Source organism: Roseateles chitinivorans (genome assembly GCF_002761755.1).
GTDB lineage: Bacteria > Pseudomonadota > Gammaproteobacteria > Burkholderiales > Burkholderiaceae_C > Roseateles > Roseateles chitinivorans.
Genome location: NZ_PEOG01000012.1, coordinates 58,240 through 81,112 on the forward strand (window position 1 = coordinate 58,240; position 22,873 = coordinate 81,112).

Below are 22,873 nucleotides of genomic sequence, written 5' to 3' on the forward strand. Positions count from 1 at the left end.
GACACCCCCCATGGCCCGAGGTCGCGCCCCCGGATTCGATGCCACCCGCGAGGAGATCCTCGCGCAGGCCGCCCGACTTTTCGCCAACCAGGGCTACCCCGCCACCTCGATGAACCAGGTCGCCGAGGCCTGCGAGGTCAGCAAGCCCACGCTCTATCACTACGTGCGCGACAAGCATGAGTTGCTCGCGCAGATCTGCCAGAACCACCTGCAGCATCTGGTCGACCTGGTCGACGAGGTGAGCGCGCAGGGCCTGCCGCCGCAGGAGCACCTGCGCGGCCTGATCCATCGCTTCGTGCAGGCCTATGGCGAGGCCCAGAACGAGCACCGCGTGCTGACCGAGGACCTGAAGTTCCTGGACGACGAGCACCGCGAGCGCATGGTCGATGTCGAGCGCCAGGTCGTCGGCCGCTTCGCCGACGCGGTGGCCGCGGTGCGGCCGGAGCTGCGGGGCGCGCATCTGCACAAGCCGCTGACCATGCTGCTGTTCGGCATGATCAACTGGACCTTCACCTGGCTGCGGCCCGACGGCGCGCTGACCTACGAGGCGGTGGCGCCGATGGTGGCCGACCTGTTCTTCGGCGGCCTCGGCGCGGTGCGCACCGAGCCGGTCGAGCCGCGGCCCGCGGCGCAAGCCTCATGAAGGTTTCGCGGCGGAGCATCGCCGCTGGCCCGCGGTGCCCGAGATCCCCGCAGTCCTCGAAGTCCTCGCAGTAGCAGTCCCACTGATCCCGGCGTTCCTGAAAACACATCCGAAGGAGACGACATGAAACGCATCGAGAAGACCCTGCTGGCCCTGGCCGGCGCTGCGCTGATGGGCCTGGGCGGCAGCGCCTGGGCCGACATCAACGTCGGCGTGACCGTGTCGGCCACCGGGCCGGCGGCGTCGCTGGGCATTCCGGAGAAGAACACCTTCTCGCTGATGCCCAAGACCATCGCCGGGCAGAAGGTCAACTACATCGTGCTGGACGATGCGTCGGACACCACGACCGCGGTGGCCAATACCCGCAAGCTGATCACCGAGCACAAGGTCGACGTGGTGGTGGGCTCGACGGTGACGCCGAACTCGCTGGCGATGATCGACGCGGTGTCGGAGGCGCAGGTGCCGATGATCTCGATGGCGGCGTCGGCGCGCATCGTCGAGCCGATGGACGCCAAGAAGAAGTGGGTGTTCAAGACGCCGCAGAACGACATCATGATGGCGCTGGCCATCGCCACCCACATGCAGGCGCAGGGGGTGAAGACGGTGGCCTACATCGGCTTCGCCGACGCCTACGGCGAGGGCTGGTACGGCGAGTTCAACAAGGTCGCCGCCAGCAAGGGCCTGAGCATCGTCGCCAACGAGCGCTACAACCGCACCGACACCTCGGTGACCGGCCAGGCGCTGAAGATCATGGCGGCCCGGCCCGACGCGGTGCTGGTCGGCGGCAGCGGCACGCCGGCGGCGCTGCCGCAGAAGACGCTCAAGGAGCGCGGCTATCAGGGCAAGTACTACCAGACGCATGGCGTGGCCAACAACGACTTCCTGCGCGTCGGCGGCAAGGATGTCGAGGGGACCTTCCTGCCGGCCGGGCCGGTGCTGGTGGTGGATCAGCTGCCGGCCGACCACCCGGCCAAGAAGAGCGCCAAGGCCTATGTGACGACGTATGAGGGCGCGTACGGCAAGGGCAGCGTCTCGACCTTCGGCGGTCACGCCTGGGACGCGGGACTGCTGCTGGCCGCGGCGATCCCCGAGGCCGTCAAGAAGGCCCAGCCCGGCACGCCGCAGTTCCGCGCCGCGCTGCGCGACGCGCTCGAGGCCGTGAAGGAAATGCCCGGCGCGCACGGCGTGTTCACGATGTCGCCCAACGACCACCTCGGCCTCGACCAGCGCGCCCGCGTCATGGTCAAGATCGAGAACAACACCTGGAAATACCAACCCTGATTTCGCGCACGCTCGGCTACTGCGCGGGCCGATCTCGGGCCTGCGGTGCTCGCCGTACGGGAGTACGGCTGCGCGCCTCAGGCCCGACCTCGGCCCGCTCGCTACGCCGCTCGTCCGCGAAATGTCCTTGCGTTTGATGTTGTGAGAATGCTATGAGCGCTACACCCGTCCTTCAGAGTTTGATCGCCGGTCGGTGGATTGGATCGAGCGCCGCGCGCGACCTGCGCAGCGCCATCAACGGCCGGCTGGTGGCGCAGACCCATGCCGAAGAGATCGACTTCGGCGAAAGCCTCGACTTCGCCCGCCGCCAGGCGCTGCCCTCGTTGCTCGCGCTCGACTTCCAGCAGCGCGCCGCCATCCTCAAGGCCCTGGCCACCTACCTGCAGGAGCGCAAGGAAGACCTCTACGCGATCTCCGCCCACACCGGCGCCACCCGGCCCGACTCGTGGATCGACATCGAAGGCGGCTTCGGCACGCTCTTCGCCTATGCGTCGATGGGCCGTCGCGAGCTGCCGTCCAGCAACATCGTCCACGAAGGCCCGGCCCAGCAACTCGGCAAGGTCGGCCAGTTCATGGGCACCCACGTGCTGGTGCCCAAGCGCGGCGTCGCGGTCCACATCAACGCATTCAACTTCCCGATGTGGGGAATGCTGGAGAAGTTCGCGCCCAGCTTCCTCGCCGGCATGCCCTGCATCGTCAAGCCGGCCACCGCGACCAGCTACGTCGCCGAGGCCTGCGTGCGGCTCATCGAGCAGTCCGGCCTGCTGCCGGCTGGCGCGCTGCAGCTGGTCATCGGGGGCTCCGGGGATCTGCTGGACCGCCTGGAGGAGACCGATGTCGTCACCTTCACCGGCTCGGCGGACACGGCGGCGCAGCTGCGCGTGAACGCGAACCTGATCCGCCGCTCGGTGCCGTTCAACGCCGAGGCCGACAGCCTGAACTGCGCGATCCTGGCGCCGGACGTGCAGCCGGGCGATCCCGAATTCGATCTCTTCGTCAAGGAAGTGATGCGGGAGATGAGCGCCAAGGCCGGCCAGAAATGCACCGCCATCCGGCGCGCGATCGTGCCGGCGGCGCAGGTCGACGCCGTGGCCGCGGCGCTGCGCGAGCGGCTGGCGAAGATCAGGATCGGCGATCCGTCGATCGAGGGTGTGCGCATGGGGGCGCTGGCCTCCAAGGCGCAGCAGGCCGATGTGGCCGAGCGCCTGGCGCAGCTGGCCCAGGGCAACGAGATCGTCTACGGCGAGCGCGACGGCTTCGCGCCGGTGGGCGAGGGCGTCGGTGACGGCGCCTTCTTCGCGCCGACGCTGCTGCTGTGCCGCGACCCGATGCGCAACGAGGCGGTGCACAACATCGAGGCCTTCGGTCCGGTGTCGACGCTGATGACCTACGGCGACTTCGACGAGGCGCTGGCGCTGGCGGCGAAGGGCCGCGGCAGCCTGGTCGGCTCGGTGGTCACGAAGACGCCGGCGCTGGCGGCGCAGGCCGTCTATCACGCGGCGGCCTTCCACGGCCGGCTGCTGGTGCTGGACCGCGACGCGGCCGGCGAGTCGACCGGTCACGGGTCGCCGCTGCCGATGCTCAAGCATGGCGGCCCGGGGCGGGCCGGCGGCGGCGAGGAACTCGGCGGTATCCGCGCGGTCAAGCATTACCTGCAGCGCTGCGCGGTGCAGGCCTCCCCGACGATGCTGACGGCGATCACCGGCGAGTACGTGCGCGGCGGCAAGGTCACCGAGGACGCGATCCATCCGTTCCGCAAGCACTTCGAGGAGATCCAGGTCGGCGACTCGCTGCTGACCCATCGCCGCACGGTGTCGGAGGCGGACATCGTCAACTTCGGCGGCATCAGCGGCGACTACTTCTACATGCACTTCGACGAGGTCGCGGCCAAGGACACGCAATTCGGCCAGCGCATCGCGCATGGCTACTTCGTGCTGTCGGCGGCGGCAGGGCTGTTCGTGTCGCCAGCGCCGGGACCGGTGCTGGCCAACTACGGCCTGGACACGCTGCGCTTCGTCAACCCGGTGGCCATCGGCGACACCATCCAGGCGCGCCTGACCTGCAAGCGCCGCATCGACCGGGGCAATCGTCCGGACCAGCCGCCACAAGGCGTCGTGGCCTGGGACGTGCAGGTCACCAACCAGCGCGGCGAGCTCGCCGCCAGCTACGACATCCTCACGCTGGTCGCGAAGAAGGCCTAAAGGCCCGCCGGTGGATCCGGCGGCGCGGCCTCTACCTTCGTATGGTTGATCAAGCGGCCGATCGCTCCCTACATTGAGCGCATCGCAGCTCGAGGCCGCAAGGCCGTTCGCCATGATTCACGTCGACCAGATCTACATCGACGGCCGCTTCGTCCCCGCCACCGGGGAGGAGGAGGTCGACATCGTCAACCCCGCGGACGAGACCGTGATCGGCCGTGCCCGCATGGCCAGCCGCGAGGACGCGCGCCGCGCCATCGAGGCGGCGGTCCGTGCGCAGCCGGACTTCGGTCGCGCGGCGGTGGCGGACCGCGTGGCCATGCTGGAACGGCTGCAGGTGGCGATGCTCGCGCATGCCGATGCGCTGAGAGAGTCCTCCATCCTCGAGTACGGTGGCCCGGCGACGCGCTCGCAGTGGGTGGCGAACTATGCGTCGCAGTGCTTCGGCGACGCCGCGCGCACGCTGTCGAGCTATGTCTTCGAGCGGCCCGTCGGCGTGGACGGTGTGTCGACGCTGCAGATGAGGCCGGTGGGCGTGTCCGGGCTCTTCGCGCCGTGGAATGCCGCTGCGGGGACGATCGCCAGCAAGCTCGCCGCGGCGATCGCCGCGGGCTGCGCGACGGTGATCAAGCCGAGCGAGCTCAGCCCCTGGCAGGCGCTGGTGATCACCCGCGCGATCCATGACGCGGACCTGCCGCCGGGCGTCGTCAATGTCGTGACCGGCCGCGGCGCCGACGTCGGCGCCGAGATCTGCACCCATCCGGACGTGGCCAAGCTGTCGTTCACCGGCTCGACGCCGACCGGCCAGTTGATCGCGCGCGCCGCCGTGGACTCGATGAAGCGGGTGAGCCTGGCGCTGACCGGCAAGTCGGCGTCGCTGCTGCTCGACGATGCCGACCTGCGTGTCGCGATCCCCTTGGCGCTGGGCGCGGCCTTCACGAACAGCGGGCAGGCCTGCGTCGCGGGCTCGCGGCTGCTGGTGCCCCGCGCGCGCCTGGCCGAGGTCGTCGAGCAGGTGCGGACGGCGGTCGCCGCGATGCGTGTCGGGGACCCGCGCGATCCGGCGACGGCGATCGGCCCGATGGTCAACCAGGCGCAGTTCGATCGCATCCAGCGCTACATCCGGCGCGGCCAGGAACAGGGCGCGACGCTGCTGGTCGGCGGCGAAGGTCGACCCGAAGGGCTGACACGCGGCTGGTTCGTGCGGCCGACCGTCTTCACCGACGTCCGCAACGACATGGACATCGCGCGCGAGGAAATCTTCGGCCCGGTGCTGTCCATCCTCCCGGTGGACTCCGAGGAGCAAGCGATCGCGATCGCCAACGACTCGCGGTACGGGCTGCAGGGCTATGTGTTCTCGGCCGATGCCGCACGGGCTCGGCGGGTGGCCGGACGGATCGAGACCGGCACGGTGCTGGTCAATCGCGTCGCGCCGGACCTGCTGGCGCCGTTCGGCGGCGTGAAGCTGTCGGGTCAGGGGCGGGAGTTCGGGGTGATGGGCCTGGAGGCCTTCCTCGAGCCCCGGACGATCACGGTCGGCTGATCGGCCGATCGACTGATCCGACGCTGGGAGGTCGCCTGCTTCGGCAAAGCCGCAGCAGCGCCCAGGCAGTCCGGCACCTGCTGCGCGGCGGCGATCGTGCGGTAGCCGCGCGCGCGGATACGAGCGGTTGCGAACTCGACATCCCTGACGCCGCCGGGTGAATCGGCGTCGCGCCAGAATGCGGCGCACGATTCAGACCGGGGAAGGGAAGGGCATGCGGGTTCTGCTCGTCGAGGATTCCGAGTTCATTCGCACGCAGTTCCTGCGGCTCTTCGAAGGCCTGGCCTTCGTGGAAGTCGTGGGCTACGCGGACAGCGAGGAAGACGCGGTCCAGGCGATCCCGGCGCTGAAGCCGGAGGTGGTGCTGGTCGACCTCAACCTGCAGGTCGGCTCCGGCATGCATGTGCTGAGCCGGGCGCGCCGGGGCGGCTACACCGGCAAGCTGTGGGTGCTCAGCAGCCGGGACCCGGATTTCTACCGCTCGCTGTGCGAGAAGCACGGCGCCGACGGTTTCTACGACAAGGCCCACGACCAGCTGAAGCTGCTCGACGACCTGCGGGTGCTGGCCGGCGAAAAGCCGGTGTTCTAGTTGCCCCAGCGCTCCAGCGCTTTGCGGAGCAAGTAGACGGCGGCGATGCCAATCAGATAGGTCGGCACCGGATGCTCCATGCTTCGCGCGACGATGGCGAGCACGAGCAGGCAGACGAAGACGATCGCGTCGAGATTCATTTGATGAGAGCGGCGCCAGCGCGTTGCTCGCTGGCGCCGCGGTGGGTCATCGGTCAAGTCGAGGACATCCGGCGGGCGGAGTCCTGCCGGTCGAACGAGTTTTCATAGTTGGCCGCGTGGGGGTTGCTGGAGCTTCCGCCATACGGACCAAATGCGGCACCAGCGAGGTAGCCCGCCACGGCTTGCGCCTCCGGGCCGCCACCCACCATGGCCACGCTAGCGCCCGCCAGACACCCCGCGCCAGCGCCATGCGCGCCATAGCCCGGATTGGCGCCGGTATAGCCTGCGGAAGCGCCATTGACGCAGCCCTTGACGAAGCTGCCCTTGCCGCCGGCTCCGCTGACCGAGTCGATTTCCTGGTCGTCGAGAAGTTCGATATCCATGTCGATTGCCTTTGAAAAGATGAAGTTGAGTTGCTGTCAAGGCGACTGCTGTGGGGCAGTGCCGTCGACGCCATCGACTCTAGGTTTCGGGCCGGCACGGCGTCAGACCCGAAGAAGTCATGGTCAGCTTGCGGCGTTTGGAGTAGGCGTCGAATCGGGCCGTCCAATGAGCCGGAACGGCAGGTATTCGTCTCAGCATTGAGCTGGGGCATGACGTCTACCAGTCATCGAGACCAGCGTGGCAGTCAGGGGACTTCTCCGGATCGAACACGCGATGCGCTTCAGAAATTTCTGAGGCCCGGTCGGAACGTGTCATGCGCGCGACGGCCGGTACGGGAAGCGGGCGGATTTGACCGCTCGTAGAATCGCCGACTCCCAAGCGATGACGCCCCGATGACCGGGCGATGACGATGACAGCAGCTGTTCCGACCGGTGCCGCGCAGACGCCGGTGGTGATCGTGGGTGCCGGCCTCGCCGGACTGACCGTGGCGCTGCACCTGGCCGATCGGGTGCCGGTGATCGTCCTCGCGAAGCGGGAGCTCAACGAGGCCGCCACCGCCTGGGCCCAAGGCGGCATCGTCGGCGTGCTCGGATCCGACGACAGCATCGAGAGCCATGTCCGCGACACGCAGGACGCGGGCGCCGGCCTGGTCGACGAGGCGACCGCCCGCTTCATCGCCGAACGCAGCGCCGACGCCGTCGGCTGGCTGGTCGAGCAGGGCGTGCCGTTCACCACCGACGAGCAGGGGCCGCTCGGCCTGCACCTGACCCGCGAAGGCGGCCACGCCGTGCGCCGCATCGCCCATGCCGCCGATGCCACCGGCAAGGCGATCCACGACGCGCTGCTGGCCAAGGCCGCGGCCCATCCCAACATCCAGCTGCGCCAGCGCTGGATGGCGCTGGACCTGATCACCTCGCGCCATGTGCAGCGCGAGGAGCCGTCGCGCTGCTATGGGATCTACGCGCTCGACATGGACGCGCAACGCGTGGACGCGATCGCCGCCCGCGCCGTGGTGATGGCCACCGGCGGCGCCGGCAAGGTCTATCGCTACACGACCAACCCGGACACCTCCACCGGCGACGGCATCGCCATGGCCTGGCGCGCGGGCTGCCGCATCGCCAACATGGAGTTCATCCAGTTCCATCCGACCTGCCTCTATCACCCGCAGGAGCGCAGCTTCCTGATCACCGAGGCGCTGCGCGGCGAGGGCGGTCATCTCAAGCTGCCGGACGGCACCCGCTTCATGGCGGCGCACGACGAGCGCCTGGAACTCGCGCCGCGCGACGTCGTCGCCCGCGCGATCGACTTCGAGATGAAGAAGCACGGCCTGGATCACGTCTGGCTGGACGCCACCCATCTGGGCGAGGACTTCCTCAAGGAACACTTCCCCACCATCCATGCGCGCTGCCTGGCGCTGGGCATCGACATCGCGCGCCAGCCCATCCCGGTCGTGCCGGCGGTGCACTTCACCTGCGGCGGCGTCGTGTCCGATCTGCACGGCCGTGCCGACCTGCCCGGCCTGTATGCCGTCGGCGAGACGGCCCACACCGGCCTGCACGGGGCCAACCGGCTGGCGAGCAACTCGCTGCTGGAATGCGTCGTGCTCGGCCGCGGCTGCGCCGCCGACATCCTGTCGCAGTCCGAGCTCGAACCCGCGCCGCTGCCAGCCTGGGACGAGAGCCAGGTCGAGGACGCGGACGAGCAGGTGGTCATCGCCCACAACTGGGACGAGCTGCGGCTGCTGATGTGGAACTACGTCGGCATCGTGCGCACGACCAAGCGGCTGCAGCGGGCGCTGCATCGCATCGACCTGCTGCGCGCGGAGATCGACGACTACTACGCGAATTTCCGCGTCAGCCGCGACCTGCTGGAGCTGCGCAACCTGGTCGATTGCGCGGAGCTGATCGTGCGATCGGCCCTGCTGCGGCATGAAAGCCGCGGCCTGCACTACAGCCGCGACTATCCGCGCACGCTGCCGGCCAGCCTTCCCACCGTGTTGGTGCGCAACGGCAACACGCGCTGAGGTCGCCTACCGCTGCTTCGCTCGCAGCACGCTGCGCGACTGCACGAACTCGAAGGCGTAGGCGACCGCTTCCTTGATCGCGGCGTCGACGTCGTGCCGCTCCTGCTCGGTCAGGTAGAACGAGTAGTCGACGGCATGGCGGATGTAGCGCGGCGGCAAGCGGTTCAGCGCGACGCAGGCGACGTCGGCCAGCAGCTCGGGCTCGCGGTGGATCTCGGGAAACTGCGGCGCGGATTCCATCACCGCGGCGAACACTTCGCGTTCGTGGTGGTTGTAGAGCGAGGTGAAGTCCATGGGCGCGTCCTGCGGATTGACCGGGATGACCGGGGATGGATCGCAGCATCGCGCGCTCAGGCGCAAATGAAAAGCCCCCCGGCGACCCTTGTTTGCGTGGGCGGCGAGGGGCCTTCGGCCGCCGCGTTCAGGCGGCGCCGATGCCCGGCACCAGCGCACCGGCCGCCTGGGCCGCCTTGCGGGCCTTGAGCTGGGCGGTGAAGTCCAGCATGCGGTCGATGCAGCCCAGCGCCTGCGACCGGATCGGTTCCTCGACCCGGATCTCGCCGGTGCCGTGCTCCAGGCAGTCGACCAGGCCCTGCAGGCCGTTCATCGCCATCCACGGGCAGTGCGCGCAGCTCTTGCAGGTCGCGCTGTTGCCGGCGGTCGGCGCCTCGATCAGCACCTTGCCCGGCGCCAGCTGGCGCATCGCATGCAGGATGCCGTTGTCGGTGGCCACGACATACTCGCGCGCGCTGCCCTCGACCACCGCCTTGATCAGCGCCGAGGTCGAACCCACCACATCGGCCTGCGCCACCACCGAGGCGGGCGACTCCGGATGGACCAGGATCAGCGCCTGCGGGTGCTGCTCGCGCAGCAGTTCCAGCTCCAGGCCCTTGAACTCGTCATGCACGATGCAGGCGCCGTTCCACATCAGCATGTCGGCGCCGGTCTGCTCCTGGATGTAGCGGCCGAGGTGGCGATCGGGGGCCCAGAGGATCTTCTCGCCGCGGGCCTTGAGCTCGCTGACGATCTCCAGCGCGCAGGAACTGGTGACCATCCAGTCCGCGCGCGCCTTCACCGCGGCACTGGTGTTGGCGTAGACGACGACGGTGCGGTCGGGGTGGGCGTCGCAGAACGCGGCGAAATCCTCGGCCGGACAGCCCAGGTCGAGCGAGCAGGTGGCGTCCAGGTCGGGCATCAGCACCCGCTTCTCGGGGCTGAGGATCTTGGCGCTCTCGCCCATGAACTTCACGCCGGCCACGACCAGCGTCTGCGCCGCGTGATCGCGGCCGAAGCGGGCCATTTCCAGCGAATCGGACACGATGCCGCCGGTCTCCTGGGCGAGGTCCTGGAGGTCGCCATCCACGTAGTAGTGCGCGACGAGCACGGCCCCCTTGGCCTTGAGCAACTCGGCGGCACGGGCCTTCAGTTGTTGGCGCTGGCTGGGCGTCAGCGGCGCCGGCACCTTGGCCCAGGCGTGGGCGGTGCAGGTGGCGCCTTGCGCGTCCTGGCGGGCGAAGTCGTAGAGAACCTGTTCCATAGGGGCGGAATTCTAGGTGTGACCGAAAAACCGGCTCGGCGGCATGCCGACGGTGCGGGTGACCATCGCGGTGAAGGCGCTGGCGCTGGCATAACCGAGCTCCGCGGCGATGACCTGCATCGGCTTGCGGCGCGCGGCCAGGCGCAGCGCCTCGGCCAGCAGCGCCTGCTGCCGCCACTGCGCGTAGCTGCTGCCCAGCTCCTGCCGGAACAGCCGCGATACGGTGCGCGCGCTCGCGCCGACCTCCGCCGCCCAGTCGTCCAGGCTGGCATGGCGCATCGGCTCGGCCAGCACCGCCTCGCACAGCCGGCGCAGGCGCTTGTCGGTCGGCAGCGCGACGCCCAGCTGAAGCGTGGGCGCGCGGCGGATCTCGTCCAGGATCAATTGGCCGATCCAGGTTTCGCGGTCGGCGACCGCGTCGCCCGGCTCGACCTCGTCCCGGGCGAGCTGCACCGCCAGCTCCCGCAGCAGCGGGGAGACTTCCAGCACCCGGTTCGCTCCCCAGGCCGGGGCATCCGCCGGCGGATTCAGCAGGTAGAGCGTGCGCAGCTCGCAGCGCTCGACCGCCGTCACCGCGTGGACCACGCCAGCCGGGATCCAGACGCCGCGCGACGGCGGCACGAGGAAGGTGGCACGGTCGGTGCTGACCCGCACGACGCCGGTCACCGAGAAGACGAACTGCCCCCAGCTGTGGAAGTGCGCCTGGATGTCCATGTGGCCGTCCAGGCTGCGCGACTTGGCGCGCACCGGACGCTCGGCGCTGGGCGCGTAGCGACGGGGGTCGAGCGGCGGCAGGCTGGTCCGGCCCGGTGCGTCCGGCAGCGGCGCACGGGAGCTGCGGGCGGGGCGCGCGGCAAGGGAGGCGTCCGGCGGCCCGCCGCTGCGGGAAGGGCGGTGCGATCGGGCCGATCGGGCTGGTGCGGCGGGATGGGAGGGGTCCATGGCGGAAATTCGATAGAACTTGTCCGGCTATCGTAATTCCGTCGTGAAGGCCCTGTCACCATTTCGCCCATGAATTCCGCCACGACCACCGCCACCGCGGCCGCGCTCCCGGCGCTGAACCCGGAGCAGAGCGCCAAGCGAGACATCCAGACCATCAGCCTGATCGGCCTGGCGCATGGCACCTCCCACTTCTTCCACATGCTGCTGCCGCCGCTGTTCCCGGTGTTCATGCGGGAGTTCGGCCTGAGCTACTCCGAACTCGGCCTGCTGGTGACGATCTTCTTCGTGATCTCCGGCGTGGGCCAGGCGCTGTCGGGCTTCCTGGTGGACAAGACCGGTGCCCGGCCGGTGCTGTTCGTCGCGCTGGGCTGCTTCGTGCTGGCCTCGCTGGCCGCGGGCACGGCGCAGGGCTTCACCGGCCTGGCGCTGGCCGCCGCGCTGGCTGGCCTGGGCAACTCGCCCTTCCACCCGGTGGACTTCACCATCCTCAACAAGCGGGTGTCGCAGCAGCGGCTGGGACATGCGTTCTCGGTCCACGGCATCACCGGCAACCTCGGCTGGGCCGTGGCGCCGGTGCTGCTGATCTCGATGCACGAGGCGACCGGCCAATGGCGCCTCGGCTACGCCGCGACGGCGGCGTGGGCGCTGTTCGTGATCGCCCTGCTGGCCTTCAAGCGCGACGCGATCGACGACAGCCAGGGCGCCTGGGGTCATGAGAAGGGGGCGGCCAAGGCGCCGGCCGACGAGCATCCGATGGCCTTCCTGAAGCTGCCGTCGGTGTGGCTGTGCTTCTCGTTCTTCTTCTTCACCACCTCGGCGCTGAGCGCGATCCAGAGCTTCGCCTCGCCGGCGCTGTCGGCGATGTACGGCGTGAGCCTGGCCAGCACCGCCTTCGTGGTGACCGGCTACATGCTGGCGGGGGCGGCGGGCATGATCGTCGGCGGCTTCCTGGTGGCGAAGTCGCAGAACCTGGAGCGCAACATCGCTGGCGCGATGTTCGCCGCGGCCGCGCTGCTGGCGCTGACGGCCACCGGCTGGCTGCCCGCGACGGCGGCGCTGATCGCGGCGGCGACGGCCGGCTTCGGCACCGGCTTGGCCGGCCCGTCGCGCGACATGCTGATCAAGCGGGCCGCGCCGCCGGGGGCGACGGGACGCGTGTACGGCACGGTCTATTCGGGCCTGGACACCGGTTTCGCGGTGGCCGCGCCGATCTTCGGCGCGCTGATGGACCGCCACTGGAACAACGCGGTGTTCTTCGGCGCCTCGCTGGCGTTGCTGCTGGGCATCGGCGCCGCCAGCCTGGTGCGCAAGGGCCGCGGCTGACCATTCGCCCCGCTGCGCAGGACTGAGCAAGACCTGGCCCCGAACAGGGCCTTGTCCGCCGTGTTCTACCCATAGTTGCCGCTCGCGCAGGCTTGACCCGGGCCGCGCCGCAACAGGGGACGAGGGTCGGCTTGCAATGACGGGGCCGCTCGCTACAGTGGTCCGCCATGGATCAGCACCGCACCGTCACCCGTCCCGCGGGTCATGTCCTCGTCGAGGCCCTGATCGAGCAAGGCATCACCGATGTCTTCGGCGTTCCCGGCGAGAGTTATCTCGCGGTCCTCGACGGCTTCCATGAGCACCGCGAGCGCATCCGCTTCGTGGCCTGCCGGCAGGAGGGCGGCGCCGCCTTCATGGCCGAGGCGCAGGGCAAGCTGACCGGCCGGCCCGGCATCTGCTTCGTGACGCGCGGCCCCGGCGCGACCAATGCCAGCATCGGCCTGCACACCGCCTTCCAGGATTCGACGCCGATGATCCTGTTCATCGGCCAGGTCGCTTCCGACCAGCGCGACCGCGAGGCCTTCCAGGAAGTCGACTACCGTCAGATGCTGGGCCCGGGCACCCTGGGCATGGCGAAGTGGGTCGGCGAGGTGCAGGACCCGCAGCGCCTGCCGGAGTATGTCGCCCGCGCCTTCCACACCGCGATGCAGGGCCGGCCCGGGCCGGTCGTGCTGGTGCTGCCCGAGGACATGCTCACGCAGCCGACCGACGCGCCGGTGCTGCCGCGGGTGAAGCCGGCCGTCGCCTGGCCGGCGCCGGCCGACCTGGTCGAGCTGCAGGCGCGGCTGGAGGCGGCGCAGCGGCCCTTCGTCATCGCCGGCGGCGGTGGCTGGACGCCGGAGGCCTGCGCCGCGCTGCAGGACTTCGCCCACGCCTGGCAGCTCCCGGTGGGTTGCGCCTTCCGCTTCCAGGACCTTTACGACAACCGCGATCCGCTCTACGCGGGCGACGTCGGCATCGGCATCAATCCGGCGCTGGCCCGACGCATCGCCGAGTCCGACCTGATCCTCGCGATCGGCCCGCGGCTGGGCGAGATGACCACTGGCGGCTACACGCTGCTGAAGGCACCGCGACCGGCGCAGCAACTGGTCCATATCCACGCCGGACCGGAGGAGCTCGGTCGGGTCTATGCGGCCGACCAGATGATCCAGGCCAGCATGAGCGGCGCCGCGCTGGCATTGCAGCAGTTGCGTCCGCCCGGCGGCAGCGCCGAGCTGCCGTGGCTGGACTGGACCCGCGACGCGCGCGCCGACTACCAGCGCAACCAGCAGGCGCTGCCGGTCGGGCCGATGGACCTGGCCGAGGTGATGCACCTGCTCGACCGCCTGCTGCCCGCCGAGACCATCTTCACCAACGGCGCCGGCAACTACAGCGGCTGGCTGCATCGCTTCCATCGCTACACCGCGTTGCACCAGGGCGGGCGCACGCAGCTGGCGCCGACCAGCGGCGCGATGGGCTACGGCTTTCCGGCGGCGGTTGCCGCGGCGCTGCTGCAGCGCGAGCGCTGGGTGGTCAACATCGCCGGCGACGGCGATTTCCTGATGACCGGCCAGGAGATGTCGACCGCCATGGCCCAGGGCGCCCGGCGGCTGATCTGCGTCGTCGTCGACAACGGCAGCTACGGCACGATCCGCATGCACCAGGAGCGCGAGTACCCCGGCCGCGTCAGCGGCAGCGACCTGCACAACCCGGACTTCGCCGCCCTGGCCCGTGCCTACGGCTGGCAGGCCTTCAGCGCCTCGCGCACCGAGGAGGTGGAACCCGCGCTGAGAGCGGCCATCGCCGCGCAGGTGCCGACGCTGCTCCACCTGAAGCTGTCGGTCGAGATCTCCACCAGCCGCGCCACCCTCAGCAGCATCCGGGACGCGGCGATCAAGCGCCTGAGCCACTGACGGAGAATGCGCGGATGTCCGCATCCGCCATCCCCTTCGCCCTGCGCGGCGACTTCATCGAACTCGACAAGCTGCTCAAGGCCACCGCGCTGACCGGCAGCGGCGGCGAGGCCCGGCACTTCATCTCCGAGGGCCAGGTCCGCGTTGACGGCCAGGTCGAGTTGCGCAAGACCGCCAAGATCCGCGCCGGCCAGGTGATCGAGTTCAACGGCCAGCGCGTCGAGGTCCTGCCGCCCGCTTGAACCCTGTCCGGATCAAGGCCGCGCGCCTGCCCGTGACGACCGAGCCCTTCCAGTACCGATGACCCGGCCCCCTCCAGGAGTGACCCGATGACCAGCCCCAGCGCCTCGAGCCGAACTGCGATCCGATTCTCGACCTGCGACCTCTGCGACTCGCTGAAGTCGGACAGCAGCGGTGCCACCCGCTGGTTGCCCGGCAGCCTGTACCGCAGCTATGGCGGACAGGCCCGCTTCGCCGGGCCGGTGGCGACGGTGCGCTGCCTGGACGACAACACGCCGGTGAAGGCGGCGGTCGAGAGCTTCGGTGCCGGCCGGGTGCTGGTGGTCGATGGCGGTGGGTCGTTGCGCCGCTCGCTGCTGGGCGGGAACCTGGCCGCCAGCGCGGCGAAGAACGGTTGGGCCGGCGTGCTCGTGCATGGCGCGGTGCGCGACCTCGAGGAACTGCGCGCCGCGGCCGTGGGCATCCTTGCGCTCGGCCATGTGCCGATGCCCACCGAGCGCCGCGAGCCGGGACTCACCGACCTGCCGGTGCAGATCGAAGGTGTGTGGGTCCGTCCGGGCGACTGGCTCTACGCCGATGAGGATGGCGTCGTCATCACGCCCACGCCCGTGCATCCAGCGGGCTGAGCGACCCGCGACCGCCGCGCTCAGGCGGCGTCGTGCGTCGCCATCCAGGCCGGCAAGGCCTCGGGCGCCATCGGCCGGCCGAACAGCCAGCCCTGCGCCGCGTCGCAACCCATCTTCAGCAGCAGGTCGCGCTGGCCGGCGGTCTCCACGCCCTCCGCGACCACCGTCAGCCCGAGCGAGCGACCGATGCCGATGACGGCGCTGGACAGCGCGCGGTCGTCCGCATCCTGCTCCAGCTCACGCACGAAGCTCTTGTCCAGCTTCAGCTCGGTCACCGGCAGCCGCTTGAGGTAGCTCAGGCTGGAATAGCCGGTGCCGAAGTCGTCCACCGACACGCCCACGCCCATCTCGTGGAGTTGCTGCAGTTGCGCGCGCGGGCGGCTGGTGTCGTCGAGCATCAGCCGCTCGGTGACTTCCAGCGTCAGGTCGCTGGCCGCCAGGCCGTGCCGCGCCAGCAGGGCCCGTGCATGCGCGGCGACGTCGTCCTGATGGAAGCGCTGCGGCGACACGTTGACCGACAGGCCGGGCACTTCGACACCCTGCGCCCGCCAGCGCGCCAGCTGCGCGCAGGACTGCTCCAACACCCAGGCATCCAGCGCGTTGATCAGGCCGCTTTCCTCGGCGACCGGGATGAAGCGGTCCGGCGGCACCCAGCCGCGTTCGGCGTCGTGCCACCGCAGCAAGGCCTCGACGCCGACCAGACGGCGATCGCTCAGCCGGATCTTGGGCTGGAAGTGCAGCTGCAGCAGCTGGTTCGACAGCGCGTGGCGCAGCGCCGCCTCGATGTCCAGTCGCTCGTCCAGGGCCTGGTTCATCGCATGCAGGAAAAAGCGCGCGCAATCGCGCCCGGCGCGCTTGGCCTCGTACATCGCGATGTCAGCGTTCTTCAGCAGCTGGTCGAGGTCCTGGCCGTCCTTGGGAAAACCGCAGACGCCGATGCTGGCCGTCATCTGCACCCGGGCGTGGCTGCCGTCGAGCGGGATCGGCGCCTCCAGCGCCTGGCGCAGCTTGTCGGCCACATGCATCGCGTCCTCGACGGTGCAGCCCGGCAGCAGCGCGACGAACTCGTCGCCGCCCAGCCGCGCCAGGGTGTCGCTGTCGCGCAGCGCGCCCGACAGGCGCCTGGAGATGTGCTTCAGCACCTGGTCGCCGACCGCGTGCCCGAGCGAGTCGTTGACCGTCTTGAAGCGGTCGATGTCCAGCAGCAGCAATGCGGCGGGCGACTCGGTGCGCAGGGCCAGCAGCAGCGCCTGCCGTGCGCGGTCCGCCAGCAGCGTGCGGTTGGGCAGGCCGGTGACGCCATCGAAGTAGGCCAGGCGTTCGATCTCCCGCTGGTGCCGGTCGTGCATGAAGGCGATCTGGCACAGCTGCGCGCAGGCCTGCACCATGCGCCGATGGAAAGGCGCCGCGCCGCGCGGCTCGCGGTAGTACAGGGCGAAGGTGGCGACCACCTGGTCCGCGCCGAGCAGGATCGGGGTCGACCAGCAGGCCGCCAGGCCGTGGGGCAATGCCAGGTCGCGGAAATCGGCCCAGAGCGGGTCGGAGGCGATGTCGGTGACCTCGACCGGCTGGCGGCGCCAGGCGGCTGTGCCGCAGGAGCCCGCCTGCGGGCCGATCGAGAAGCCCTCCAGGGCGCCGCTGAACGAGGTCGGCAGGCTGGGCGCCGCCAGCGGATGGACGCGACCCTCCTCGTCGACCGACAGCACCGAGCAGATCACCTCCGGCGCCAGCGCCTCGACGCCGCGGCACAGCAGGTCCATCACCGCGGCCAGCGGTCGACCGAGGGCCACTGCTTCCAGCACGTCGCGCTGGAGATGGTCGATGGAGGCCTGCTCATCGGTTCTTGTCGCGTGCTGTTCCCGCATCGCTGCTCCCTGTAGCCCCGGCGAGCATGGCAGGGAAGCGGCGCGGCTTCAAGAGCGCCGGCGGCCGGCGCGGCGGCGACCCCACGCCGGCCGTGAATCAATGCGCGTGCCGACGGGGCCGGGTCGGACCGGGTCAGCGCAGGAGGTCGAGCAGCCGGTCCAGGCCGCCGTCGTTGATCGCGACCATCGCCTGCTCGCGGACCTTGGGCTTGGCGTGGTAGGCCACCGAGAGGCCGGCGGCGCCCATCATCGGCAGGTCGTTGGCGCCGTCGCCCACGGCGATGCACTGCGTGGGCGTGGCGCCGATGCGCTCGGCGCAGGCCAGCATCATGCGGCGCTTCTCCTCGCCGTCGCAGATGTCGCCCCAGTCCTGCATCACCAGCGCGCCGGTCAGCGCGCCGTCGACGATCTCCAGCTCATTGCTGCGGACGAAGTCCATGCCCAGCTCGGCGGCGACGAAGCGGGTGAAGTAGGTGAAGCCGCCGGACACCAGCACCAGCTTCAGGCCGGCCGCCTTCAGCGCGACGCAGAGCTCGCGCGCGCCGGGGTTGAAGCGCAGGCGATCGCGCAGCACCTGGGCCAGCGCCTCCTCGCTCACCCCCTTGAGCAGCGCCAGGCGGCGGCGCAGGCTGTCCTTGAAGTCGGTGATCTCGCCACGCATCGCGGCCTCGGTGATCGCGGCGACCTCGGCCTTGCGGCCCGCGGCGGCGGCGATCTCGTCGATGCACTCGATCGAGATCAGGGTCGAGTCCATGTCGAAGGCGGCCAGCTTGAAGTCGCTCAGCGCCAGCGGCGGCGTGAAGCCACGCAGGACGAGCGGGGATAGCGGGGCGGTGGAGGTCGACGAGGAGGTCATGCGGGCAGGGCGGCGAGTAGGGCGGCGAGTGGGGCGGCGAGTGGGCAGGCAGGGCCTGAATGCGGAAGGTCCCCGACAGCGCTCAGGACGACCCGCCGGCGGGGACGGGCGGGAGCTTAGCGCACTCGCCGGGGCGGGCCTCAATGCGCATGGGCCGTGGCGTAGGGGGCGGCGCGAGCGCTGGTCATCCAGGCTGCCGGCGGCCAGTCCAGACCAGGGCCCGGAAGGCCTCGCCGCGGGAGATACGCGGCCGCCGGCTCCGTGACACCGCGCCGCCGGTTCGCGAACTCGGCGACGCCCCAGGCCTCCAGCTTCAAGCCCTCGATGTGCGACAGCGCCTTGTCGTCGCTCACCAAGGTCGCGCCGAGTGCCATCGCGTGAGCGGCGATCGCCATGTCGAACTGCTCCTTGGGATGCCCTCGTCGCTCCAGCGAGGCCTTGATGCAGGCGAAGCGATCGGAGAAGCCCACGTCCGGGCCGAGATACTCGACGCGGATGCCGCGCATCAACTCGCGCAGACGCAGCGCCTTGCCTGGCGAGGGATTCTTCTGCAGCCCGGCAAAGACCTCCGCCTGGACGATCACGCTGATGGCGACCCGTCCCCGCAGGGCCGCGAATCGCTCTTCGCAGTAAACCCGCTGCAGCCGCGCCCGGGGATCCATCATGTAGCTCAGGATGTTGGTGTCGAGCATGTAGAGCGGTTCAACGGGCGCCATGCTGCGCCTCCCAGGCTTCGAACCGCGCGCGTCGGATGCGCTCGACTTCAGGACCGTCCTCCCAATCGTCGAGTCCGCCGACGCGGCCGCGCACCGGCTTGCCGTAGTTCTCCGGCAGATAGGGGCAGGTCTCGCAGCCTTCGCGCGCATGCACGATGAGGCGCGCAATGCGTTTGCTCCTGCAGATCGTGCGGATGAATGAATCCGGATCGCTCAGGCGGTCGTCCGGCGGCAGATGGCGGCAGTCGAAGCAGGTCATCGCGTAGGCGCATCCCCGTTGCTTGGCGGCGATCTCGGCGTCGCGTTCGGCCTCCCAGGCGTCGTCCTTCGCGTCTTCCTCCGCGTCTTCCCCCACGTCTTCACGCGCGTCCTCTCGCGCGTCCTCTCGCGCCCGACGGGCCGCCGCGGCCTCGATCGACTCGCCCACATCGATCCGGGGTGACAGGGGCGTGTGCTGATGCATCGGCATCTCCGGAAGTTGAGCGGCCGCCAGTCTAGGAATCGGTTGCGCCCGGGTCACTGACCCGGACTCGTGGATCTGCCCGACGCCTGCCAGCAGTTCGAGCAGGTCCTGATCAAGCCTGCACGACCGGTGCGCCCAGCAGCCGCAGCACCTCGCGCACCGCGTGCGCGCGGTCCTTCGGATCGCTGAGCGCCTTGTCGATACGCAGCTTCTCGTTGCCCACCAGCTTGATGTTGCGGTTCTTCTGCACCAGCTCGATCACGCGCATCGGATCGATCGGCGGGTTGGGCCGGAAGTTGATGTTGATGACGCTGGGCGCCGCGTCGATCTTCATCACGCCGTAGGGCTTGGCCAGCACGCGCAGCCGGTGCGTATCGAACAGCGTCTGGCCCTGCGCCGGCAGCTTGCCGAAGCGGTCGGTGATCTCCTCGAGCATCGCGTCGATCTGCTCGGCCCGGTCGGCGGTCGCCAGCCGCTTGTACAGCGACAGGCGCTGGTGCACGTCGCCGCAATAGGCGTCGGGCAGCAGCGCGGGCGCATGCAGGTTGATCTCGGTGGTGGCGGACAGCGGGCTGAGCAGGTCCGGCTCGCGGCCGGCCTTCAGCGAGCGCACGGCCTCGGACAGCATCTCGTTGTAGAGCTGGAAGCCGACCTCCATCATGTTGCCGCTCTGGTGCTCGCCGAGCACCTCGCCGGCGCCGCGGATCTCCAGGTCGTGCATCGCCAGGTAGAAGCCCGAGCCCAGTTCCTCCATCGCCTGGATCGCCTCGAGCCGCTGCGCCGCCTGCTTGGTCAGGCCTTCCACGTCAGGAACCATCAGGTAGGCATAGGCCTGGTGGTGCGAGCGGCCGACGCGCCCGCGCAACTGGTGCAGCTGCGCCAGGCCGAACTTGTCGGCGCGGCTGATGACGATGGTGTTGGCGCTGGGGACGTCGATGCCGGTTTCGATGATGGTCGAGCACAGCAGCAGGTTGTGCTTGCCGCCGACGAACTCCCGCATCACGCGTTCGAGCTCCCGCTCGGGCATCTGGCCGTGCGCGACGACGATGCGCGCCTCGGGCAGCAGCTCCTGCAGCTTCATGCGGCGGTTCTCGATGGTCTCGACCTCGTTGTGCAGGAAGTAGACCTGGCCGCCGCGCTTGAGCTCGCGCAGCACCGCCTCGCGGATGGTGCCGCTGGTCTCGCTGCGGACGAAGGTCTTGATCGCGAGCCGGCGCTGCGGCGCGGTGGCGATGACGCTCAGGTCGCGCAGGCCTTCCAGCGCCATGCCCAGTGTGCGCGGGATCGGCGTGGCGGTCAGCGTCAGCACGTCGACCTCGGCGCGCATCGCCTTCATCGCCTCCTTGTGGCGCACGCCGAAGCGGTGTTCCTCGTCGATCACCAGCAGGCCCAGGCGCTTGAACTTGACGTCCGCGGAGAGCAGCTTGTGGGTGCCGATGACGATGTCGATGGAGCCGTCGGCCAGGCCTTCCATCGCCGCCTTGATTTCCTTGGCGGAGCGGAAGCGGCTCATCTCGGCCACCTTCACCGGCCACTTGCCGAAGCGGTCGGCGATGTTCTGGTAATGCTGCTCGGCCAGCAGCGTGGTGGGCGCCAGCAGCGCGACCTGCTTGCCACCCATCACCGCGACGAAGGCGGCGCGCAGCGCGACCTCGGTCTTGCCGAAGCCCACGTCGCCGCAGACCAGCCGGTCCATCGGCTTGGGGCTGATCATGTCCTGGATGACGGCGTGGATCGCGGCGCGCTGGTCGGGCGTTTCCTCGAAGCCGAAGCTGGCCGCGAAGGCTTCGTAGTCATGCGGCGAGTAGCGGAAGGCGTGGCCCTCGCGCGCCGCGCGGCGGGCGTAGAGGTTGAGCAGTTCGGCGGCGGTGTCGCGCACCTGCTCGGCGGCCTTGCGCTTGGCCTTGTCCCACTGGCCGGAGCCGAGCTTGTGCAGCGGCGCCTCTTCGGCGCTGACGCCGGTGTAGCGGCTGATCAGGTGCAGCTGCGCGACGGGCACGTAGAGCGTGGCCTTGTCGGCGTACTCCAGGTGCAGGAACTCGCTCGGTCCGTCGCCGAGGTCGATGTTGATCAACCCCAGGTAGCGGCCGATGCCGTGGTTGGTGTGCACCACCGGATCGCCGACTTTCAGCTCGGACAGGTCCTTGATCAGCGCGTTGACGTCGCTGACCTGCTCCTGCTTGCGGCGCCGGCGCGTCGTGGGCGTCGTCGCGAACAGCTCGGTCTCGGTGAAGAGCTGGATCTGGCGGCCCTCGTCCGGCTCGTTCCAGAAGAAGCCCGCGGCCAGCGGCGCGGCGGTGATCGCGAAGCGCTCGTCCGGGTTGGCCTCGAACTCGGCCAGGTCCTTGACCGAGGGGGGATCGATCCGGTTGTCGCGCAGCAGTTCCAGCAGGCTTTCGCGGCGGCCCTCGCTCTCGGCCAGCAGCAGCACGCGGAACTTCGTGTCCTTCAGGTGGGCGGCCAGGCGCGCCAGCGGCTCCTGCGCGCCGCGCTCGACGCTGACGTCGGGCAGCGGGCGGGCATAGTCGACCGCGTCCTGGCCGCGGATCGACAGCACCGCATGCCGATGCGTCGCGGTGAAGAAGTCCTCGGGACGCAGGAAGATCTCCTCGGGCGGGAGGATCGGCCGGTCCGGGTCGTGCTGCAGGAAGCGGTGGCGCTCGCGGGTGTCGGTCCAGAAGCGCTGCAGCGCCTCGTCGACCTCGCCGTGCAGCGCCAGGCCGGCCTCGGCGGGCAGGTAGTCGAAGACGCTGGCGACCTCGTCGAAGAACAGCGGCAGGTAGTACTCGATGCCGGCGGTGGCCAGGCCGGTGTCGATGTCCTTGTAGAGGCGCGACCGGGTCGGGTCGCCGTCCATCTTTTCCCGCCAGCGGGCGCGGAAGGCCTTGCGCGACGCCTCGTCCATCGGGAACTCGCGACCGGGCAGCAGGCGGACCTCCGGCACCGGGTACAGCGAGCGCTGGGAGTCCGGATCGAAGACGCGGATCGAATCGACCTCGTCGCCGAACAGGTCGACGCGGTAGGGCACCGGCGAGCCCATCGGGTAGAGGTCGATCAGGCCGCCGCGCACCGCGTATTCGCCGGGCGAGACGACCTGGCTGACGTGCTGGTAGCCGCCCAGGGTCAGCTGTTGCTTCAGGCCCGCCTCGTCCAGCCGCTGCTTCTGGCGGAAGTTGAAGGTCGTCGCCGCCAGGAAGGACGGCGGGGCGAGCCGGGTGAGCGCGGTCGTCGCGGGCAGCAGCACGATGTCGAGGTCGCGCTCGGTCACCGGCTTGCCATTGGCCTGCAGCAGCCGCCACAGCGTGGCCAGGCGCTCGGAGATCAGGTCCTGGTGCGGGCTGAAGCTGTCATAGGGCAGCGTTTCCCAGTCCGGGAACACGGCCACGCGCAGCTCGGGGGCGAAGAACTTGAGCTCGTCCTCCAGGCGCTGCGTGTCGCCGGGCTCGGCGGTGACGATCACCGTCAGGCGGCCGGCGTCCAGCTGCTGCCGCGCGAAGCGGGCCAGCAGCAGCGCGTCGGCGGAGCCGGTGGGGCGGGGCAGGGTGAAGCGTTTGCCGGGGGAGATCGAGGACAGCTGCATGGCGCACAAATGAGGACAGCCCCGGAAAGGGG

General features: G+C 69.9%; 20 protein-coding genes. 10 read left to right on the plus strand and 10 right to left on the minus strand.

The features are described 5' to 3' along the window. The first annotated feature begins 10 nt into the window (after positions 1-10). The 5 genes from CS062_RS05760 to CS062_RS05780 all read left to right on the plus strand — a co-directional run bounded on the left by CS062_RS05760 (position 11) and on the right by CS062_RS05780 (position 6,254). Complete coding sequence (locus tag CS062_RS05760; RefSeq protein ID WP_099860486.1) at positions 11-643, plus strand: TetR/AcrR family transcriptional regulator; 633 nt, start codon at positions 11-13, stop codon at positions 641-643. Between the two features lie 123 nt (positions 644-766). Further along, positions 767-1,924: an ABC transporter substrate-binding protein gene (locus CS062_RS05765; RefSeq protein ID WP_099860487.1), complete on the plus strand. Its 1,158-nt coding sequence runs from the start codon at positions 767-769 to the stop codon at positions 1,922-1,924. A gap of 152 nt (positions 1,925-2,076) precedes the next feature. Next, positions 2,077-4,125 (plus strand): phenylacetic acid degradation bifunctional protein PaaZ, encoded by a 2,049-nt coding sequence (paaZ, locus tag CS062_RS05770; protein ID WP_099860488.1) that lies wholly within the window; start codon positions 2,077-2,079, stop codon positions 4,123-4,125. 112 nt (positions 4,126-4,237) lie between these two features. Further along, positions 4,238-5,665 (plus strand): aldehyde dehydrogenase family protein, encoded by a 1,428-nt coding sequence (locus CS062_RS05775; RefSeq protein WP_099860489.1) that lies wholly within the window; start codon positions 4,238-4,240, stop codon positions 5,663-5,665. Positions 5,666-5,879: 214 nt separating this feature from the next. After that, positions 5,880-6,254 carry a response regulator gene (locus CS062_RS05780; RefSeq protein WP_158238676.1) on the plus strand — a complete coding sequence of 125 codons (375 nt, stop codon included), beginning with the start codon at positions 5,880-5,882 and terminating at the stop codon, positions 6,252-6,254. Here the strand turns inward: CS062_RS05780 and CS062_RS26115 are convergent. Both CS062_RS26115 and CS062_RS05785 read right to left on the minus strand, forming a co-directional pair. Then, positions 6,251-6,394: a hypothetical protein gene (locus CS062_RS26115; RefSeq protein ID WP_158238677.1), complete on the minus strand. Its 144-nt coding sequence runs from the start codon at positions 6,392-6,394 to the stop codon at positions 6,251-6,253. The genes CS062_RS05780 and CS062_RS26115 overlap by 4 nt on opposite strands. A gap of 53 nt (positions 6,395-6,447) precedes the next feature. Further along, positions 6,448-6,777 carry a hypothetical protein gene (locus CS062_RS05785; protein ID WP_099860491.1) on the minus strand — a complete coding sequence of 110 codons (330 nt, stop codon included), beginning with the start codon at positions 6,775-6,777 and terminating at the stop codon, positions 6,448-6,450. Between the two features lie 410 nt (positions 6,778-7,187). On the opposite strand from CS062_RS05785, the gene nadB reads away from it, so the two are divergent. Further along, complete coding sequence (gene nadB / locus CS062_RS05790) at positions 7,188-8,801, plus strand: L-aspartate oxidase (protein WP_099860541.1); 1,614 nt, start codon at positions 7,188-7,190, stop codon at positions 8,799-8,801. Positions 8,802-8,807: 6 nt separating this feature from the next. On the opposite strand, the gene CS062_RS05795 is transcribed toward nadB, so the two are convergent. From CS062_RS05795 to CS062_RS05805, 3 genes are all read right to left on the minus strand, one after another. Then, a complete protein-coding gene (locus tag CS062_RS05795) occupies positions 8,808-9,095 on the minus strand; it encodes a late competence development ComFB family protein (RefSeq protein WP_099860492.1) in 288 nt (95 codons plus the stop codon). A gap of 127 nt (positions 9,096-9,222) precedes the next feature. After that, a complete protein-coding gene (gene nadA, locus CS062_RS05800; RefSeq protein WP_099860493.1) occupies positions 9,223-10,338 on the minus strand; it encodes a quinolinate synthase NadA in 1,116 nt (371 codons plus the stop codon). Positions 10,339-10,350: 12 nt separating this feature from the next. Continuing rightward, entirely contained in the window at positions 10,351-11,280 is a 930-nt protein-coding gene (locus CS062_RS05805) for an AraC family transcriptional regulator (RefSeq protein ID WP_099860494.1), read from the minus strand. 69 nt (positions 11,281-11,349) lie between these two features. Between CS062_RS05805 and CS062_RS05810 the strand changes: the two genes are divergently transcribed. From CS062_RS05810 to rraA, 4 genes are all read left to right on the plus strand, one after another. Beyond that, a complete protein-coding gene (locus tag CS062_RS05810; protein ID WP_099860495.1) occupies positions 11,350-12,603 on the plus strand; it encodes an MFS transporter in 1,254 nt (417 codons plus the stop codon). 167 nt (positions 12,604-12,770) lie between these two features. Next, a complete protein-coding gene (locus CS062_RS05815; protein WP_099860496.1) occupies positions 12,771-14,495 on the plus strand; it encodes a thiamine pyrophosphate-binding protein in 1,725 nt (574 codons plus the stop codon). A 14-nt stretch (positions 14,496-14,509) separates the two neighbouring features. Further along, a complete protein-coding gene (locus tag CS062_RS05820) occupies positions 14,510-14,737 on the plus strand; it encodes an RNA-binding S4 domain-containing protein (RefSeq protein WP_099860497.1) in 228 nt (75 codons plus the stop codon). An 87-nt stretch (positions 14,738-14,824) separates the two neighbouring features. Then, positions 14,825-15,361 carry a ribonuclease E activity regulator RraA gene (rraA, locus tag CS062_RS05825; protein ID WP_099860498.1) on the plus strand — a complete coding sequence of 179 codons (537 nt, stop codon included), beginning with the start codon at positions 14,825-14,827 and terminating at the stop codon, positions 15,359-15,361. 20 nt (positions 15,362-15,381) lie between these two features. Here rraA and CS062_RS05830 read toward each other — a convergent pair whose 3' ends face one another. The 5 genes from CS062_RS05830 to mfd all read right to left on the minus strand — a co-directional run bounded on the left by CS062_RS05830 (position 15,382) and on the right by mfd (position 22,841). Beyond that, complete coding sequence (locus tag CS062_RS05830; RefSeq protein ID WP_099860499.1) at positions 15,382-17,226, minus strand: putative bifunctional diguanylate cyclase/phosphodiesterase; 1,845 nt, start codon at positions 17,224-17,226, stop codon at positions 15,382-15,384. A gap of 133 nt (positions 17,227-17,359) precedes the next feature. Then, positions 17,360-18,082, minus strand: coding sequence for a phosphoserine phosphatase SerB (gene serB / locus CS062_RS05835; RefSeq protein ID WP_099860500.1), 723 nt, complete (start codon positions 18,080-18,082; stop codon positions 17,360-17,362). Positions 18,083-18,222: 140 nt separating this feature from the next. After that, positions 18,223-18,798 carry a PIN domain-containing protein gene (locus CS062_RS05840; protein WP_158238678.1) on the minus strand — a complete coding sequence of 192 codons (576 nt, stop codon included), beginning with the start codon at positions 18,796-18,798 and terminating at the stop codon, positions 18,223-18,225. Further along, positions 18,785-19,261 (minus strand): hypothetical protein, encoded by a 477-nt coding sequence (locus CS062_RS26120; RefSeq protein ID WP_158238679.1) that lies wholly within the window; start codon positions 19,259-19,261, stop codon positions 18,785-18,787. The genes CS062_RS05840 and CS062_RS26120 overlap by 14 nt, the downstream gene beginning before the upstream one ends. 112 nt (positions 19,262-19,373) lie before the next feature. After that, on the minus strand, positions 19,374-22,841 hold the full coding sequence (gene mfd, locus CS062_RS05845) for a transcription-repair coupling factor (RefSeq protein WP_099860542.1): 3,468 nt from the start codon (positions 22,839-22,841) through the stop codon (positions 19,374-19,376). Between the last annotated feature and the right edge of the window lie 32 nt (positions 22,842-22,873).

Coding starts and splice junctions, on each gene's coding strand:
- CS062_RS26120 (WP_158238679.1), bottom strand. CDS start 19,261: ATGCATCAGCACACGCCCCTGTCACCCCGGATCGATGTGGGCGAGTCG.
- CS062_RS05820 (WP_099860497.1), top strand. CDS start 14,510: ATGTCCGCATCCGCCATCCCCTTCGCCCTGCGCGGCGACTTCATCGAA.
- CS062_RS05780 (WP_158238676.1), top strand. CDS start 5,880: ATGCGGGTTCTGCTCGTCGAGGATTCCGAGTTCATTCGCACGCAGTTC.
- CS062_RS05830 (WP_099860499.1), bottom strand. CDS start 17,226: ATGCGGGAACAGCACGCGACAAGAACCGATGAGCAGGCCTCCATCGAC.
- CS062_RS05795 (WP_099860492.1), bottom strand. CDS start 9,095: ATGGACTTCACCTCGCTCTACAACCACCACGAACGCGAAGTGTTCGCC.
- CS062_RS05775 (WP_099860489.1), top strand. CDS start 4,238: ATGATTCACGTCGACCAGATCTACATCGACGGCCGCTTCGTCCCCGCC.
- CS062_RS26115 (WP_158238677.1), bottom strand. CDS start 6,394: ATGAATCTCGACGCGATCGTCTTCGTCTGCCTGCTCGTGCTCGCCATC.
- mfd (WP_099860542.1), bottom strand. CDS start 22,841: ATGCAGCTGTCCTCGATCTCCCCCGGCAAACGCTTCACCCTGCCCCGC.
- CS062_RS05765 (WP_099860487.1), top strand. CDS start 767: ATGAAACGCATCGAGAAGACCCTGCTGGCCCTGGCCGGCGCTGCGCTG.
- CS062_RS05760 (WP_099860486.1), top strand. CDS start 11: ATGGCCCGAGGTCGCGCCCCCGGATTCGATGCCACCCGCGAGGAGATC.
- CS062_RS05840 (WP_158238678.1), bottom strand. CDS start 18,798: ATGGCGCCCGTTGAACCGCTCTACATGCTCGACACCAACATCCTGAGC.
- nadA (WP_099860493.1), bottom strand. CDS start 10,338: ATGGAACAGGTTCTCTACGACTTCGCCCGCCAGGACGCGCAAGGCGCC.
- CS062_RS05815 (WP_099860496.1), top strand. CDS start 12,771: ATGGATCAGCACCGCACCGTCACCCGTCCCGCGGGTCATGTCCTCGTC.
- CS062_RS05810 (WP_099860495.1), top strand. CDS start 11,350: ATGAATTCCGCCACGACCACCGCCACCGCGGCCGCGCTCCCGGCGCTG.
- nadB (WP_099860541.1), top strand. CDS start 7,188: ATGACAGCAGCTGTTCCGACCGGTGCCGCGCAGACGCCGGTGGTGATC.
- CS062_RS05805 (WP_099860494.1), bottom strand. CDS start 11,280: ATGGACCCCTCCCATCCCGCCGCACCAGCCCGATCGGCCCGATCGCAC.
- CS062_RS05785 (WP_099860491.1), bottom strand. CDS start 6,777: ATGGATATCGAACTTCTCGACGACCAGGAAATCGACTCGGTCAGCGGA.
- paaZ (WP_099860488.1), top strand. CDS start 2,077: ATGAGCGCTACACCCGTCCTTCAGAGTTTGATCGCCGGTCGGTGGATT.
- rraA (WP_099860498.1), top strand. CDS start 14,825: ATGACCAGCCCCAGCGCCTCGAGCCGAACTGCGATCCGATTCTCGACC.
- serB (WP_099860500.1), bottom strand. CDS start 18,082: ATGACCTCCTCGTCGACCTCCACCGCCCCGCTATCCCCGCTCGTCCTG.